General features: G+C 71.7%; 12 protein-coding genes. 8 read left to right on the top strand and 4 right to left on the bottom strand.

The features are described from left to right. Positions 1-534: 534 nt before the first annotated feature. The 6 genes from HS048_RS34005 to HS048_RS33985 are packed head-to-tail and all read left to right on the top strand — an operon-like array spanning position 535 to position 5,664. A complete protein-coding gene (locus HS048_RS34005; RefSeq protein ID WP_196469962.1) occupies positions 535-1,776 on the top strand; it encodes an ATP-binding protein in 1,242 nt (413 codons plus the stop codon). Then, on the top strand, positions 1,773-2,171 hold the full coding sequence (locus tag HS048_RS34000; protein WP_196469961.1) for a roadblock/LC7 domain-containing protein: 399 nt from the start codon (positions 1,773-1,775) through the stop codon (positions 2,169-2,171). Before HS048_RS34005 ends, HS048_RS34000 begins: the two co-directional genes overlap by 4 nt. Continuing rightward, positions 2,168-2,536, top strand: coding sequence for a DUF742 domain-containing protein (locus HS048_RS33995; protein ID WP_196469960.1), 369 nt, complete (start codon positions 2,168-2,170; stop codon positions 2,534-2,536). Before HS048_RS34000 ends, HS048_RS33995 begins: the two co-directional genes overlap by 4 nt. Next, on the top strand, positions 2,511-3,122 hold the full coding sequence (locus HS048_RS33990) for an ATP/GTP-binding protein (protein WP_196469959.1): 612 nt from the start codon (positions 2,511-2,513) through the stop codon (positions 3,120-3,122). The genes HS048_RS33995 and HS048_RS33990 overlap by 26 nt, the downstream gene beginning before the upstream one ends. Then, a complete protein-coding gene (locus HS048_RS37820; protein ID WP_230882568.1) occupies positions 3,119-4,546 on the top strand; it encodes a cytochrome P450 in 1,428 nt (475 codons plus the stop codon). The genes HS048_RS33990 and HS048_RS37820 overlap by 4 nt, the downstream gene beginning before the upstream one ends. Further along, complete coding sequence (locus HS048_RS33985) at positions 4,510-5,664, top strand: cytochrome P450 (RefSeq protein ID WP_307832758.1); 1,155 nt, start codon at positions 4,510-4,512, stop codon at positions 5,662-5,664. The genes HS048_RS37820 and HS048_RS33985 overlap by 37 nt, the downstream gene beginning before the upstream one ends. Before the next feature lie 136 nt (positions 5,665-5,800). On the opposite strand, the gene fxlM is transcribed toward HS048_RS33985, so the two are convergent. The 4 genes from fxlM to dhbA form a co-directional block, all read right to left on the bottom strand. Continuing rightward, positions 5,801-7,000, bottom strand: a complete 1,200-nt coding sequence (fxlM, locus tag HS048_RS33980) for a methyltransferase, FxLD system (protein WP_196469957.1) — start codon at positions 6,998-7,000, stop codon at positions 5,801-5,803. Between the two features lie 315 nt (positions 7,001-7,315). Then, positions 7,316-7,957 (bottom strand): isochorismatase family protein, encoded by a 642-nt coding sequence (locus tag HS048_RS33975; protein ID WP_196469956.1) that lies wholly within the window; start codon positions 7,955-7,957, stop codon positions 7,316-7,318. Between the two features lie 94 nt (positions 7,958-8,051). Continuing rightward, positions 8,052-9,215: an isochorismate synthase gene (locus tag HS048_RS33970; protein ID WP_196469955.1), complete on the bottom strand. Its 1,164-nt coding sequence runs from the start codon at positions 9,213-9,215 to the stop codon at positions 8,052-8,054. A gap of 86 nt (positions 9,216-9,301) precedes the next feature. Beyond that, on the bottom strand, positions 9,302-10,096 hold the full coding sequence (dhbA, locus tag HS048_RS33965) for a 2,3-dihydro-2,3-dihydroxybenzoate dehydrogenase (protein ID WP_196469954.1): 795 nt from the start codon (positions 10,094-10,096) through the stop codon (positions 9,302-9,304). An 849-nt stretch (positions 10,097-10,945) separates the two neighbouring features. Between dhbA and HS048_RS33960 the strand changes: the two genes are divergently transcribed. Continuing rightward, positions 10,946-11,803, top strand: coding sequence for a hypothetical protein (locus tag HS048_RS33960; RefSeq protein ID WP_196469953.1), 858 nt, complete (start codon positions 10,946-10,948; stop codon positions 11,801-11,803). 17 nt (positions 11,804-11,820) lie between these two features. Continuing rightward, the gene (gene mobF / locus HS048_RS33955) at positions 11,821-13,353 is read left to right on the top strand and encodes a MobF family relaxase (protein ID WP_196469952.1); all 1,533 of its coding nucleotides are present in this window, start codon (positions 11,821-11,823) and stop codon (positions 13,351-13,353) included. Positions 13,354-13,909: the final 556 nt, after the last annotated feature.

Genomic DNA, 13,909 nt, shown 5'->3' with positions numbered 1-13,909 from the left:
GCAGGCCCTGAGAGGCATCCCTTCTATGTCTTTGACTTCTCTCCCTGACGCAATAGAGGCCTTCAATGGCGACCGCGCATTCGAAAAGTAAACCCCCGTCCCGTGTCCAGATAGCAGTAAACGCGTGTTTGACCGGAATGTGCCGGAAATCTCCCTCGGATGCGATCTGACGCCCACGACTCCCGGCCGATTCCCCGCGTATCGGACGGCGGGGGATCACCTGATCGAGATCTGCTTCCGTTTCCCCAGGTCAGGGAAGGCCAGAGTCGTGGCGGCCCCGAGCCATCCCGAGAAGACCCCTTCAGCTCGCCTGCTGCACGGCGGCGAACTGAGCCCATCGATCAGCGCGGCGCAGGCCACCGCGCTCCCTTTACCCGCACACCCCCGACAGGATCGGCTCTCAGGGTGTGCGCGTGCGGGCCGGTCGTCATCTCCCATGGTGCCGACCGGCCCGCGCAACCCGGAGCAGCGGGGATTGCCCTTGCCGGAACATTCATGACGCGCCTGCCGCCCCCGACCCCCTGAGGACCTGCCATGCCGCATCCCCTGCTCGAGGTGCTCCTCGCGCTGTGCCTAGTAGCCGCCGTGGCGGTCGCGGTGCGCCAGTGGCGCATGGCCGCCGCCTTACACCGCCAGCACGCCGCTCTGGTCGGTGAACTGCGTGCCCGTGATGAGGAAGCCCGCCACCTGGTGGAGGTCCGGCTTCCCGCGCTGGCCGAGTCCCTGTTCCAGCCTTCGGTACCGGTGCCCGGACCGCTGCACGCACACCTGGCCACCACCGGATACGGCCACAGCATGCAGGCGGCGATGGGACAGCTGGACCACCACGTCCGCGCCGCGCTGGCCCGCGCCGACCAGGCGGCCCGCGCCACCCTGCAGGCCACGATGCGAGGACTGCAGGGCCTGACCAGCGAGCAGCGGCGCGCCATCTCCGACATGCAAACCCGCTACGACCATCCGGGCATCCTGGACGCGCTGCTGGGGATCGATCACATGAACGCCCAGATCAGCCGGCGGGCTCAGGCGGTCGCGGTGCTGTGCGGCGCCTGGCCGGGGCAGCAGCGCGGCGATGTCGCGCTGGAGGACGTCGTGCGAGGCGCCATCTCACGCGTCCGTGACTTCCTGCGGGTGCAGACCGCTGCGCAAACCGACCAGCTGGTGGTCGGCCGAGTGGTCGAACCGGTGGTGCTGGCCGTGGCCGAGCTGCTGGACAACGCCACCCGCCACTCGCCGCCCACCACCGCCGTCGAGGTGAGCATCAAGTGGGTGCACAACGGCGCGGCCATCGTGATCGACGACGGTGGCATCGGCATGCACGAGCAGGACAAGCAGAAGGCCACCGAGATCCTGTCCGGAGCCCAGCCGGTGGACGTCACCCGGCTCGGTGATCCTCCGAAGATCGGGTTTCCCGTCATCGGGGCACTCGCCCGCCGCTACGGCTTCCAGGTCACGGTGGACTCCCAATCGCCCTACGGGGGCGTGCGCGCCGTCATCTTGCTGCCCACCGCGCTGCTGGCCCACCCGAGTGCCCAGGACGCCCCCACCCTGCCTCCACCATCGGTCCCCGCCCCCGCTCAGGCACCGCCTGCGGGGCTCTACCCTCAGCGGCGCCGCCGGGCCGCCGATCCGGCGCTGCAGCAGCCCCAACCCGCCGCGGCAGATGCGCCGCCGCGCAGCCCGGAACAGGCCGCCGCGGTCGCGGCCGCCTTCCAGCAGGCCCCACGCGCCGCCCGCACCACCCCCTCGCCTGATCGAGAAGGAAACCCGCCATCATGACCACCCCTGCCTGGATGCTCAACGATCTCGTGAACCTGCCCGGCGTCCGGCACGCGATCGTGCTGACCGCCGACGGCCTGGTGGACGTCCACTCGGCCGGCATCACCCGGGACGCGGCCGACAAGTTCGCCGCGGCCCTGGCGGGCCTGCAGTCCCTCAGCCGCAGCACCGCGGAATTCTGCGCCGACAGCCCGCACGCCCCCTGGCGGCAGACCCTGGTCGAGTTCGACACCGGCTACCTGCTCACCACGGCGGCCGGGACGGGCTCCTACCTGGCGGTCTCCTGCACAAGCGACGTGGACCTGCCGATGATCAGTCACCGCCTGCACCAGCTCGTCGACCGGCTGGGCCGGGAGATGACCAGTCCGCCCCGCAACGGCACCGCCCGCCCATGACCGGGGCCCGCCGCGACAGCGACCTGGTGCGGCCGTATGTGGTGACCGGCGGCCGCGCGCACCCCCGTATCCCCTTCGACCTGGTGACGCTGGTGGTGACCGTCGCCGATGCCCCCGCCAGCAGAGGCGACCCGGCCATCGGTCCGGAAAAGCGCCGGATGCTGGCCCTGTGCCGCGGCGGCGCCCTGTCGGTGGCCGAGATCGCCGCTCACCTGGCGTTGCCCGTCAGCATCACCAAGGTCCTGCTCGGGGACCTGGTCGACGCCGGGCTCGTGGCCACCCGCCCGCCCGCGTCCACCGCCCAGGGCCCCGACATCCAACTGCTGCAGGAGGTATTAGATGGGCTTCGCGCCCTGGTCGTCTGAGCGCCGCGAGACGGCTTATCTCGGCGCCGGAGTGGAACGCTCGGTGAAGATCCTCATCGCGGGCAACTTCGGCGTCGGCAAGACCACCCTGGTGGGCGCCATATCGGAGATCGAACCGCTGCGCACCGAAGAGATCATGACGCAGGCCGGCGCCGCCGTCGACGACCTGGCCGCAGCGAGCAGCAAGAACACCACCACCGTGGCGATGGACTTCGGCCGGCTGAGCCTCAACCGCAGCCTGGTGCTGTACCTGTTCGGCGCCCCCGGACAGCAACGCTTCCACCCCCTGTGGCGCGACCTGGCCTATGGAGCGCTCGGCGCGCTGGTCCTGGCCGACCCGCGCCGCCTGGAGGCCTCCTTCCCCGTGATGGACATGGTCGAAGAGCACGGCCTGCCCTACGCCGTGGCCGTCAACCAGTTCGACGACGCCCCCGCCGTCGACCTGGCGGCTCTGCGCGGTGCCTTGGACCTGCTGGAGGAGACCCCTCTGGTCGTCTGCGACGCCCGGCACCGCGCCTCCGCGGCCCAGGCGCTGATCACCCTCGTGCAGTACCTGCTGACCCGTGCCACCAAGGAGCCCGTATGACCTCCGCCCGCCACCGCATCCCGCACCCCGCCGCCCCGCCGACCGGCAGCGACCCCCCGACCGCCCGCGACGTCGGCCACCCACCGATCACGCCGCTGTACGGACCGGAATTCGCCGCCGACCCCCACGACGTCTACGACCGGCTGCGCCGATTCCGCGGGCCCGTCGCCCCGGTCGAACTCGCCCCCGGCGTGTACGCCTGGCTGGTGCTCGACTACTACGCCGCGCTGGAGGTCTTGCGCAGTCCCCACTTGTACTCCAAGGACCCCCGCAACTGGCGCGCCCTGGCCTGCGGTGAGGTTCCCGCCGACAGCTCCGTCATCCCGATGATGGGCTACCGGCCCAACGCCTTGTTCTCCGATCAACCGGCCCACGGCCGCTACCGCCAGGCGATCACCGACAGCCTGGCCCGCGTCGACCCGCACGTCCTGCACGGCTCCGTCACCCGCACCGCCGACCGGCTCATCGACGCCTTCGCCCCCCGAGGCCAGGCCGACCTGTTGGGCGACTACGCCGCGGTGCTACCGGTGCTCACCATCAACGCCCTGTTCGGCCAGGCCGACGACGCCGGCACCCGGTTGCTGGCCGCGTTGGCCAAGATGTTCGAGGGCGGCGACGGCGCCATCGAAGGCGACGCGCTGTTCACCCAGTACATGGTCGACCTGATCGGCGCCAAACGCGCCCAGCCGGGCCCGGACGTGACGTCCTGGCTGATGGCCCACCCGGCCCGGCTGAGCGACGAGGAGATGATCCACCAGTGCACGTTGCTGATCGCGGCCGGCACCGAACCGGTGCAAAACCTCATCGGCAACGCCCTGTGGCTGCTGCTGGCCGATGACCGCTTCGCCGGCAACCTGTCCGGCGGCACCACCCCCGTCGACGCGGCCCTGGAAGAGGTGCTGTGGCTGGACCCGCCCATGGCCAACTACGCCGTCCACTACCCCCGGCACGACGTCGCTCTGCGCGGGGTGACCCTGCGCGCCGGTGACCCGGTCGTCGTCAGCCTGGCCGCCGCCAACACCGACCCGAAACTGAACGCCACCACCAGCCGGGTCGGCAACCGCGCCCACCTGGCGTTCTCCGCAGGCCCGCACGCCTGCCCCGCCAAAGACCCCTCCCGTCTGATCGCCACCGTCGCCATCGAACGGCTCCTGGACCGCCTGCCCGACGTGCGATCGGCCGTGGCCGCCGCCGACCTGCAATGGCGCCAGGGCCCGTTCCACCGCGCCCTGACCGCCCTGCCCGTGCACTTCACCCCCACCCGCCCGCCTGTCATTGGAGAGCCCGCATGGACACCGCCCCCGCCTGCCCCTACCGCATCGACGCCACCGGCGCCGACATCCACGGCGAGGCCGCCCGCCTCCGCGCCGCCGGCCCGGCGACGCTGGTGGAACTTCCGGGCGGCATCCAGGCATGGGCGGTAACCGACTCCAAGCTGCTGCGCACCCTGCTGGCCGACCCCCGCGTCTCCAAGGACCCGCGCCGGCACTGGCCCGCCTTCGCCGCCGGTGAGATCCCGCAGGACTGGCCCCTGTACACCTGGGTCGCCGTCACCAACATGTTCACCGCCTACGGCCCCGAGCACCGACGGCTGCGCCGCCTGATCTCCCCGGCGTTCACCCCACGCCGCATCCAAGCGCTGCGCCCCCGCGTCGAGCAGATCACCACCGGCCTGCTCGACACTCTGGCCGCCGTCCCGCCCGGCCAGACCGTGGACCTGCGAGAGTCCTTCGCCTACCAGCTGCCCATGCAGGTGATCGCCGAGCTGTTCGGCCTGCCCGAATCCTCCCGTGACGACATCCGCCGCGTCGTCGACAGCGTCTTTCACACCAGCGCCGACCCCGAGGAGATCCTCGCCACCCAGCGCGACGCCTACACCCTGCTGACCGGCCTGATCGCCGCCAAACGGGACAAGCCCGGCGACGACATGACCAGCGACCTGATCGCCGCCCGCGATGAGGACGGCGATTCGCGGCTCAGCGAGGCCGAACTCGTCGACACCCTGTTCCTCATGATCGCCGCCGGGCACGAGACCACCGTCAACCTCATCGCCAACACCCTCCTCGCCCTGCTCACCCACCCCGACCAGCTGGAGGCCGTCCGCACCGGCCGCGCCTCCTGGACGGACGCGATCGAGGAAACCCTGCGCTGGCAGGCACCCGTGGCCAGCCTGCCCCTGCGGTACGCGGTCGAGGACATCGTCCTGCCGGAGCACGGCATCACGATCGGCAAGGGAGAACCGATCCTCGCCGGGTACGCCGCCGCCGGCCGGGATACGGCCCAGCACGGCGAGACCGCCGAGGTCTTCGACCTCACCCGCGCCACCCGCGCCGAACACCTGGCGTTCGGCTACGGCGTGCACTACTGCCTGGGCGCGTCCCTGGCCCAACTGGAGGCCGGCACCGGCCTGGAAGCACTGTTCGACCGCTTCCCCGACCTCACCCTGGCCATCCGTCCCGAGGACCTGCAACCGCTGGACTCCTTCATCGCCAACGGTCCCCGCACCCTGCCGGTCATCCTGCGCCCGGCCCAGGCCGGCTGAGCGGACCACCTGCCGCTCAGCAGTGAGCGGGATGCGGGCCTGATCGCCGAGTGCGACAGGCCCGGACCGGGTGCCGGGCGGGCGGGGCCGCTCCTGCGGGCGCGGCACCCGGTCCGCCAGGCACTCGCGCCGCGGGCTATGGCCAATCCAGGGATATCCGCACATGCTTTTTCGCGACCACCGGCCCACCGGCCTCTCCCGCGGCATCGGCACCCGCCCAGGTGATCGTGTACCGCGGGCCCGGCCCGTCGCGGTGCACGCGGTCCCACTGCCGTACCCGAGCGGCGAACCGGTCGGCGAGCGCGCAGGCATCCGGCCCGAACGCGTGCGCGCCGAGCTCGACCGTGTCCGCATCCACCTTGCGCGTGGCCAGATAGACGAAGCCGCTGCCGTCGACGGCCGCGTTGGTCATGACGGAGGTGGCCGGGCTCAGCAGGCCGCTGTCGCGTTCCTTGTCCACCCCGAGAAGGCAGGCGCCGCCCACGGTGGTCGACAGCCAGACCTGGAGCGTGTCGACACGCCTGGCCGTGACACCCGTCCATGCCTGCGCCTGGCCGGCGGCGAACGCGGCCTCGAGCACCTCGGCGCCGACCGGGCAGGGCTCCTCGTCGAACCGCAAGGTGACCTCGCCGCCGCGCAGCACCACCGGCTGCTGGAGCCGCTGCCCGGCCCCCTGCATCGGGACGAAGCCGCACAGCTCCTTCGATGTGCTCACCAGACGATCACCCGTCCGCGTGAACCCCAGGGAACGGGTCAGGCCGCGGATCCGCAACGGCACCGTGAGTGTCCCGCCGTCGACGAGCTGCTCCACCCACGCCGGCGGGACGTCAGCGGCCTCCACCGTCACCATGATCGCGTCGAAGGGAGCGTGCTCGGCGCAGCCCAGCTCGCCGTCACCTCGCACCACGGTGACGTGCGGGTATCCGGCCTCGTCCAGCAGGCGGCGGGCCCGGTCGCTCACCTCGGGGTCGATGTCGAGGGTGGTCACCTGGCCGGCCGGGCCGACGATCTCGGCCAGCACCGCGGCGTTGTAGCCTCCGGAACCGATCTCCAGGACCCGCATGCCCGGCCGGATCCCGGCCTGCTCGATCATGCGCGCCTGGATCTGCGCGGCCGATACCGAGCTGATCGCTCTGCCCTGCGGGTTCCACTTCGTGCAGATGACCTGCTCGGGATCGTAGGCCTCTTCCAGGGTCGCCTCAGGGGCGAACAGGTGCCGGGGTACGGCGGCGAAGGCCGCGGCGACCTCCTGACGCAGGATCGCCCGCTGCTGCTGCAGCCGCTCGACCATGGTGGTGCGCAGCAAGGACGCGTCAGAGACGGTGTCGGCGCTCATCGCCTCATCCTATTTTCGTGATCATGAAGTTCGGAGGCGAACGGCGTCTGCGGGAGCCGGGGTGGGGGAGTGGTGGTCATCTCGAGCCGAGGATCGCAGGGGAGCCGGTGTCCGCGGGTCCGGGTCCGCGTTCGTTGTCACCGGCCGGGCGAACGGCCCAGCCGGTGGGAGGGGTGTGCGGGGTTTCCTGCGGCGGGCCTTCCGGGGTGGACGTCCAGAAGCGATCACCCTCTCGATAGTGAATCTACATCGTAAAGGGCGTGACCTGAATTAGAACCACTCCCCATAGAAAGATCAACATCGGCATCGGTGCCCCTACAGCAGCAGCTCGGCCGCGGTCAGCGCGTGCACGATGTCGCCGGTGGTCAGGGTGGCGGCGCAGCGGGCGGCGGCATGTCGCAGAGTCTGTTCGTGGTCGGCGGCGGTGAAGTCGGCGATTGCGTCGGCGGCCAGGAACGGCTGCACGTCGCGCATGAACGCCTCGGTCGCGGTGGCCGCGATGCCGATGTGGCCGTAGACGCCGCAGACGATCAGCTGGTCGCAACCGCGTTCGATCAGGAGTTCGGCCAGGGGCGTGCGCTGGAAGGCGCTGTAGCGCCACTTGGTGATCACGATGTCGCCGTCGCGAGGTGCCAGCGCGCCGGTGATGTCGGCCTCGGCGGCGGTGCGGATGCCGGGCCCCCACAGATCCTGCAGCAGGCCGCGCTGGGTGCGGGTCTGGTTGGCGGGCTGGGCGGAGTAGATGACCGGGATGTGCAGGTCGGTGCAGTGCTCGCGGAGCCGCAGGACGTTGGCGAGCAGGTCCGGGGCGGGGGAGCGGCCCTGGTAGGGGGTCAGGAAGTAGGTCTGCATGTCGTGGATGAGCAGGGCGGCGCGGCGGGGGTCCAGCTGCCAGGGCAGGGAGGAGGCCGGGGCGTGGGTGGGCATGGGGTAGGGCGTGATGGCGGGGATGGCCACGGGGGACTCCTGGGTGCGGTCGGTCGGGTGCGGTGGCGCCGGTCGACTCGGGTGGGTGGACTGCCGGGCGGGCGCCGGAAGGTGAAGCGGCGGGTCAGACGAAGGCGGTCACGCCGAGGCCCTGCAGCAGGGTGCGGAACTTGGCGGAGGTCTCGGCGAGCTCGTGTTCGGGGTCGGAGCCGGTGACGATGCCGGCTCCGGCCCACAGCCGCAGCGTGTGCCCGTGGGTTTCGGCGCAGCGGATGGTCAGGGCCCATTCGCCGTCGCCGGTTGCGTCGGTCCAGCCGACCAGTCCGCCGTAGAAGCCGCGGTCGAGGGGTTCGAGGTCGGTGAGGGCGGTGCGGGCGGTGGTGGTGGGGGTGCCGCAGATGGCGGGGGTGGGGTGCAGGGCGGCGGCGAGAGTGAGGCTGGGGACCTCGTCGCGCAGGCGGCCGGTGATGGTGGTGGCCAGGTGCCACATGGTGGGGGTGGGCAGTAGCGTCGGCTCGTAGGGGACGTGCAGGTGGGTGCAGTACGGCTGGAGGGCGTCGGCGATGGCGTCGATGACCAGGCGGTGCTCGTGGCGGTCCTTGAGTGAGCGCTGCAGCTGCTGGGCGCGCTGGCGGTCGGTGAGCGGGTCGGTCGAGCGGGCGGCTGAGCCGGCCAGGGGCATGGTGGTGATCTGGCGGCCGTGGCGTGAGATCAGCAGTTCAGGGCTGGCGCCCAGAAGGGTGCGCTGGTCGGGCAGGGGGACGGCGAAGACGTGGCGGCCGCGGCCGGTCAGGCGCGCGAGCAGGTCGCGGACGTCGATGGGCTGGTCGGCGACGAGGTCCAGGGCGCGGGCGAGCACGACCTTGTCGAGGGAGCCGCCGGTGATGAGGTCCAGGGCGCGCTGGACGCTGGTGAGGTAGTGCTCGGCGGCGGGCATCGGGGTGATGGTCCAGGCGGCGGGTGAGCGGCGGGTCCGGACCGAGGGCAGGGGGCCGGACCAGGTCACGTGCTCGGGGACGATGAGGTGGGAGGTGGCGCCGTCGAAGGTGATGGCGCCGGTCGCGAGCGATCCGGCGGGGGCGTCGGCCAGGGCGGTGGCGACGTGGTCGGGTAGGTCGGGCAAGGGGGCGGTGATGAGGTCGCGGCGGCCCTGGGTGAGCAGGGTCTGGCCGGGCGCGGTGAACAGCACCGAAGTGCCGGGGCGGTAGCCGGTCAGGGTGGGCGCTGCTGCGGGTGCGGCGGTCGGCGGGGTGGAGCGGCGCCGGGTGGACAGGGTGGAGGGGGACATGGGGATGCTCCAGAAGACGGGGCGGCGGGTGGGCGAGAAGGGGTCGGGAGTCGGAGCGCGGGGGTGCCTGGTGAGGTGGGGTCGGGTCAGGGGCGCAGGGAGGCGCCGCCGTCGACGAACAGCTCCTGCAGGGTGATGTGCCGGGCCTGGTCGGAGGCGAGGAAGAGGACGGTGTCGGCGATGTCGCCGGGGGTGGCGATGCGGCCCAGCGGGATGCCGATTCGGAAGGCGGCGGGGTCGCCGTTGACGACGGCGTTGCGTGCGTCCTGGGGATCGCGGTCTGCGGCGAGCGCGCGCAGCATGGCGGTGTCGGTGGAGCCGGGGGAGACGGTGTTGCAGCGGATGCCGTAGGGGGCCAGCTCCAGGCCGAGGCAGCGGGTGAAGGCGGCGCTGGCGGCCTTGGAGGCGGCGTAGGCGGCCATGCCGATCCGCGGTACCGAGGCGGCGTTGGAGGCGACGGTGACGATCGCTCCGGTGCGGCGGGTGATCATGTGGGGGGCGGTGGCGCGGCAGGTGTGCAGGACGCCGTCGGTGTTGACGGCGAAGGTCTGGTGCCAGTCTTCATCGGTGATGGTGGCGACGGGGCCGGTGTGCAGGACGCCGGCGACGTTGACCAGGATGCCGATGGGGCCGATCTCCCGTTCGATGGCGTCGATCGTGGCGGTGACGGCCGGGCCGTCGCGGACGTCGAGATGGTAGGGGTGGGTGCCGGGCAGGCTGTCGGCGAGCTGCTGCAGGCGGGCGTCGATGTCGAGGGCGGCGATTTTTGCGCCTGCGGTGGCCAGGGCGGTGCAGACGGCGGCGCCGATGCCCTGGGCGGCGCCGGTGACGACCGCGACCTGTCCGGCGATACCGGGGGCGGGGGCGGTGGAGGTGGGCATGGGGTGGCTCCGTGGGTGGGGTCTGGTGGCGCGGGGTGGTGGTGTTCGGTGGTGGACAGCCATCACATTGACAAGGCTTGTCAATGTAGAGTCAAGATCGAGGTGCGCGGAATGGGCGTGACATCCCCGATTCCATAGCGTGATCTGTTCGTTATATGAAGGGTGGGGCGGTGATGCAGAAGCCTCACGTCGGGAGTATTCCTGCAGCTCATCGCGACTCCCTTGACTTCTGCCGCGCGCCAGGTGTCTGCCAGGCGTCACGTGGACGGAGCGGGCGACTGAAAGCGGAGTTGAAAGCTGCGGGGCATTCTTCACTCCTGACACCGTCGCCTTGACTGGTTCTGTCAGGTCCTGCGGCGGGCCTCGTCGGCGGGGCCGGGTGTGGTCGCCATGCTGGTGAAAAGGTACGGAATCTGCCGCCGGTCATTCGTCGCACCGGCGAGAAGGGGCCGGTGCGGCTCGACAGGGCGGCGCAGGCAGGGTGGACGTGCTGCCGACCGGCCGAATCCCCTCGTTGCCGGGGACGAAGGAATGCGGGTCCCCTTCATTCCAATATTTACTATTTTCCTGACATGTGTCATATGGCATAGTAATCGCGCTGGAGGTGGTGTCCCCTTGCTGTTGGAACCCGGCGGGACGCTCACGGCGCGGGCCCACCCGCCTCCGCCCCGCACCACGTTCCGCACACCTCCCGGCCCCTGACCTTTGAGGTGACATATGGCAATGCCCCTGGCGTCGGCACCTCCCACGGCGGCGAGTTCGTCCTCGCGCCCGGACCTTCATCCCGCGCCCCGACGAGCAGCGTCCCTGCCGCCGTTCCCATTGCAGGCCTGCGCCCCACCGCTGGCCTTGCCCGGACCGCCCCCTCGTGAGGAGGCCGACCCCGCTCCGCGCCGCGGCGCCTCCCGGTGGCTCACCGTGGTGTGGACCGCCGAGTCCGACCCCGAGCGCCGCGCTGCCTGGGGCAAGGGATCGGCAGGTGTGCGGGTGCTGCTGCGGGCCATCGCCGTGGCCGCGCGCCTGGGCACCACCATGGCGCCGGCGTTCGGCGTCCGGTCGCTGTCGCTGATGACCGGCCTGCATCCCTCCACCGTCGCCCTGAATCTGGCCCTGCTGCGCCAGGAGGACGACCCGCTCCTCGTGCGCACGGTCGTCGGGCGCGGCAAGTACGGCGACCGCTACCGCCTGCGGACACCGCAGGCCTACAAGCACCACCTCGGCGCGTGGGCGTGGCGCTCCACGCATGTCGAAACCGTTCATCCCGCGGTGAGCTACCTCGGCGCATCCGCCGCGCTGCTGTACGAGACGCTGTCGACCACCGACGTCGGCTCCAGCCGGCTGGCGCGGCAAGCGCTGCTGTCGCGCAGCACCACGACCAAGGCGCTGCGCACCCTGGCGGCCGCGGAACTGGCCGTCCGAGGTCCCGCGGGCTGGAAGCGGAGCACCTGCTCGCTGGATGAGGCGGCGGTGCGGCTGGGCGCCCATCGCCACCGCGCCGAGCAGCTGGCCGCCATCCACGCCCAGCGCCGGGATTGGCAGGCGCTACTGCAGGCCGCGCGGCCGCCGGTCGAATCGGCCCCGCCGGTCATGGTGCGCCCGCGCAGCGAACGGCCGGGCCCGCCGCACTCTCGTCAACCGGGTGTACGGCCGACGCCCGCCCGCACCACCGTGCTCACCGGCAGCGGGGAACCGTCGTGGGGTGGGTGACGGTCCTGGGACCGGCGATGAGCGCGATCGACCAGCGCCTGCGCACCGGGGAGTTCCCGGACGATCCCGCCGCACCCGCCGAGCTCGCAGCGTCCGCGGTTCCCGTCGTGCCGCTGGGCGGTGCCGCCCTGTGGTGGATCGGCTCCGGCCTGGCCGAGGTCGGCCTCACCGCAGGTGCCCCCGTGACCTGGGACCAGCACGGCATGGCCCGGGACCTGATGAGCGGCCGCGACCCGCGTACCGACCGGCAGCTGGTCGCCCCGGCGATGCGCACCCACCCCGATGCGATGCTTCCGGCCGCGCCCCTCCTGCAGGTCTTGATCGAGCGCGCCGAACGCCAGGGTCTCACCGTGCCCGACAGCCTCATCGGCAACCAGTGGGCGGCGCAGCGCGCGCTGCGGCTGCAGCGAGCCCTGGAACGCCGTGGTCCCGGCCTCCGGCTGCCCGTCGACGAGGCTCGCCGACTGGCCGCGGCGGCCGGCACCGGCCTGGAGCGGCTGTATGACGCCCAGCAGATCGCTTGCGCCCTGCGGGAGCGCACCCGCCGGGTCCGCATCGGCAACCGCGGCTATGAGCTGCTGTTCGACCTGCCGAAAAGCATCTCCGTGCTCTACTGGCTGGCGGATGCGCCGCTGGCCGAGCAGATTCTTGAGGCCTTCACGGTCGCCGTCCACGACGCGGTCGAGGCGTTGAGCGGCTGGGCCGGGTACGGGCTGCGCGGCAAAAACGGGGAGGGCCACCGCGCTCGCCGCATGCCCGGCACCGGCCTGCTGGGCTGGGTGCGTTTCGGCCAGACGGCCCACGCCGTCGACGGGCAGGTCCCTGATCCGCACCTGCATGCCCGGGTCGTGATCGCCAACATGGTACGCGGCCAAGACGGGCGTTGGTCAGCCCCGGGATCGGGAGGCAGGGACGTCTACCGGCATGCCCTGGCCGCCGACCGAGTGGTCAAAGCCCGCCTGCGCAGGTTGCTCATCGAGCGCTGCGGCATCACCTGGGAGGTGGCCCCGGTGACCGGGGCGTGGGAGATCAGCCGGATCCCCGCGCACCTGCGTGATCGTTTTTCCAAACGCCGCAATCGGGTGGCGGCCTACCTGAACGAGCACGGCCATGATCCCGCCACGGCGGACACCGGCGCGCGGGTCGCCGCGCGGCTGCACACCGTGGAGGAGCTGACCGCGTCCGCGGCGCCGCACCGGCTGCGCCAGGCCTGGCGGCAGCAGAGCCGCGACCTCGGCGTGGACCCGCGCGCGCTGGTCGCCGCCTGCCTGACCGGCTCCCGCACGCCGCCGCCGGTGCCACCGGCCGATCAGCTCGCCGCGCAGGTCTTCGCTGCTCCACTGGACACCGATACCGACACCGATCCGAGCATCTGGAGCCGCGCGCAGGTCCTTGCGGCGGTCATCGATGCGCTGCCCGGCGGCTTGGCGGCGGTGAGCGATGCCGAGCACCTCGTCCGGCAGGTCGTGAACTGCCCGGGCGTGGTGGCGCTGCCCACGGCGGCGGTCAGCACGCTGACCAACCACGAACGCTATACGGTGGCGTTCTGACCATAGGCGCCGCCAGTCCCTGCGGGTCGCTCGGCGCCCCCTGCCGCGGCAGAGCCGCGCACGAAGTCCTCGCGCGCGGGGTGACCCGTGCCGGACATCACCAGATGAAGAACCCGTCGGTCGCCGTCGCCGCCCTGGCAGCGGTCGGACCACCGGTTCCGCCGAGGGAGCAAAGTCGGTGTTGAACCTCGATGTTGAACCGCCGTTGAAAGCGGACTTTTCCGGCAGCGGTGCGCGGCTCTCTACGGCGAGGGGGTCGAAGGCTTGATTGCCCGCTCACGAGATCAACGCTCACGGCTGGACCGTCGCACCCGGGCGGTGATGCGGCCGGCGATGGACGCGCCGGCGCGTACGCCCTGCCTTTTCCCTGGCCGTGGGCAACGGTGCCCGCCGGTAAGCGCCGACGGACACGGTTCAGCCGCGCGGCTCCTGGCGCCATTTCCCCGTGTTGCGGTGACAGGGCCGGAGCGTTCTCATGTGTTGAGACCGAGTAGCTGGAGTCCGTCCGCGGGATGGCTGCGGTAGTGATCAGTGGCGGCGGCGATGTTGGTCCAGC

The sequence above is a fragment of the Planomonospora sp. ID91781 genome (assembly GCF_015711595.1).
GTDB classification, from domain to species: domain Bacteria; phylum Actinomycetota; class Actinomycetes; order Streptosporangiales; family Streptosporangiaceae; genus Planomonospora; species Planomonospora parontospora.
The sequence above is the reverse complement of the archived record's forward strand: the minus strand, read 5'-3'. Positions and strand labels throughout refer to the sequence as shown.

What these genes read in the sequence shown, in the direction of transcription:
- HS048_RS34000 (WP_196469961.1), top strand. Translation starts at nt 1,773, where the DNA reads ATGACCACCCCTGCCTGGATGCTCAACGATCTCGTGAACCTGCCCGGC.
- HS048_RS33990 (WP_196469959.1), top strand. Translation starts at nt 2,511, where the DNA reads ATGGGCTTCGCGCCCTGGTCGTCTGAGCGCCGCGAGACGGCTTATCTC.
- HS048_RS37820 (WP_230882568.1), top strand. Translation starts at nt 3,119, where the DNA reads ATGACCTCCGCCCGCCACCGCATCCCGCACCCCGCCGCCCCGCCGACC.
- fxlM (WP_196469957.1), bottom strand. Translation starts at nt 7,000, where the DNA reads ATGAGCGCCGACACCGTCTCTGACGCGTCCTTGCTGCGCACCACCATG.
- HS048_RS34005 (WP_196469962.1), top strand. Translation starts at nt 535, where the DNA reads ATGCCGCATCCCCTGCTCGAGGTGCTCCTCGCGCTGTGCCTAGTAGCC.
- HS048_RS33995 (WP_196469960.1), top strand. Translation starts at nt 2,168, where the DNA reads ATGACCGGGGCCCGCCGCGACAGCGACCTGGTGCGGCCGTATGTGGTG.
- mobF (WP_196469952.1), top strand. Translation starts at nt 11,821, where the DNA reads ATGAGCGCGATCGACCAGCGCCTGCGCACCGGGGAGTTCCCGGACGAT.
- HS048_RS33970 (WP_196469955.1), bottom strand. Translation starts at nt 9,215, where the DNA reads ATGTCCCCCTCCACCCTGTCCACCCGGCGCCGCTCCACCCCGCCGACC.
- dhbA (WP_196469954.1), bottom strand. Translation starts at nt 10,096, where the DNA reads ATGCCCACCTCCACCGCCCCCGCCCCCGGTATCGCCGGACAGGTCGCG.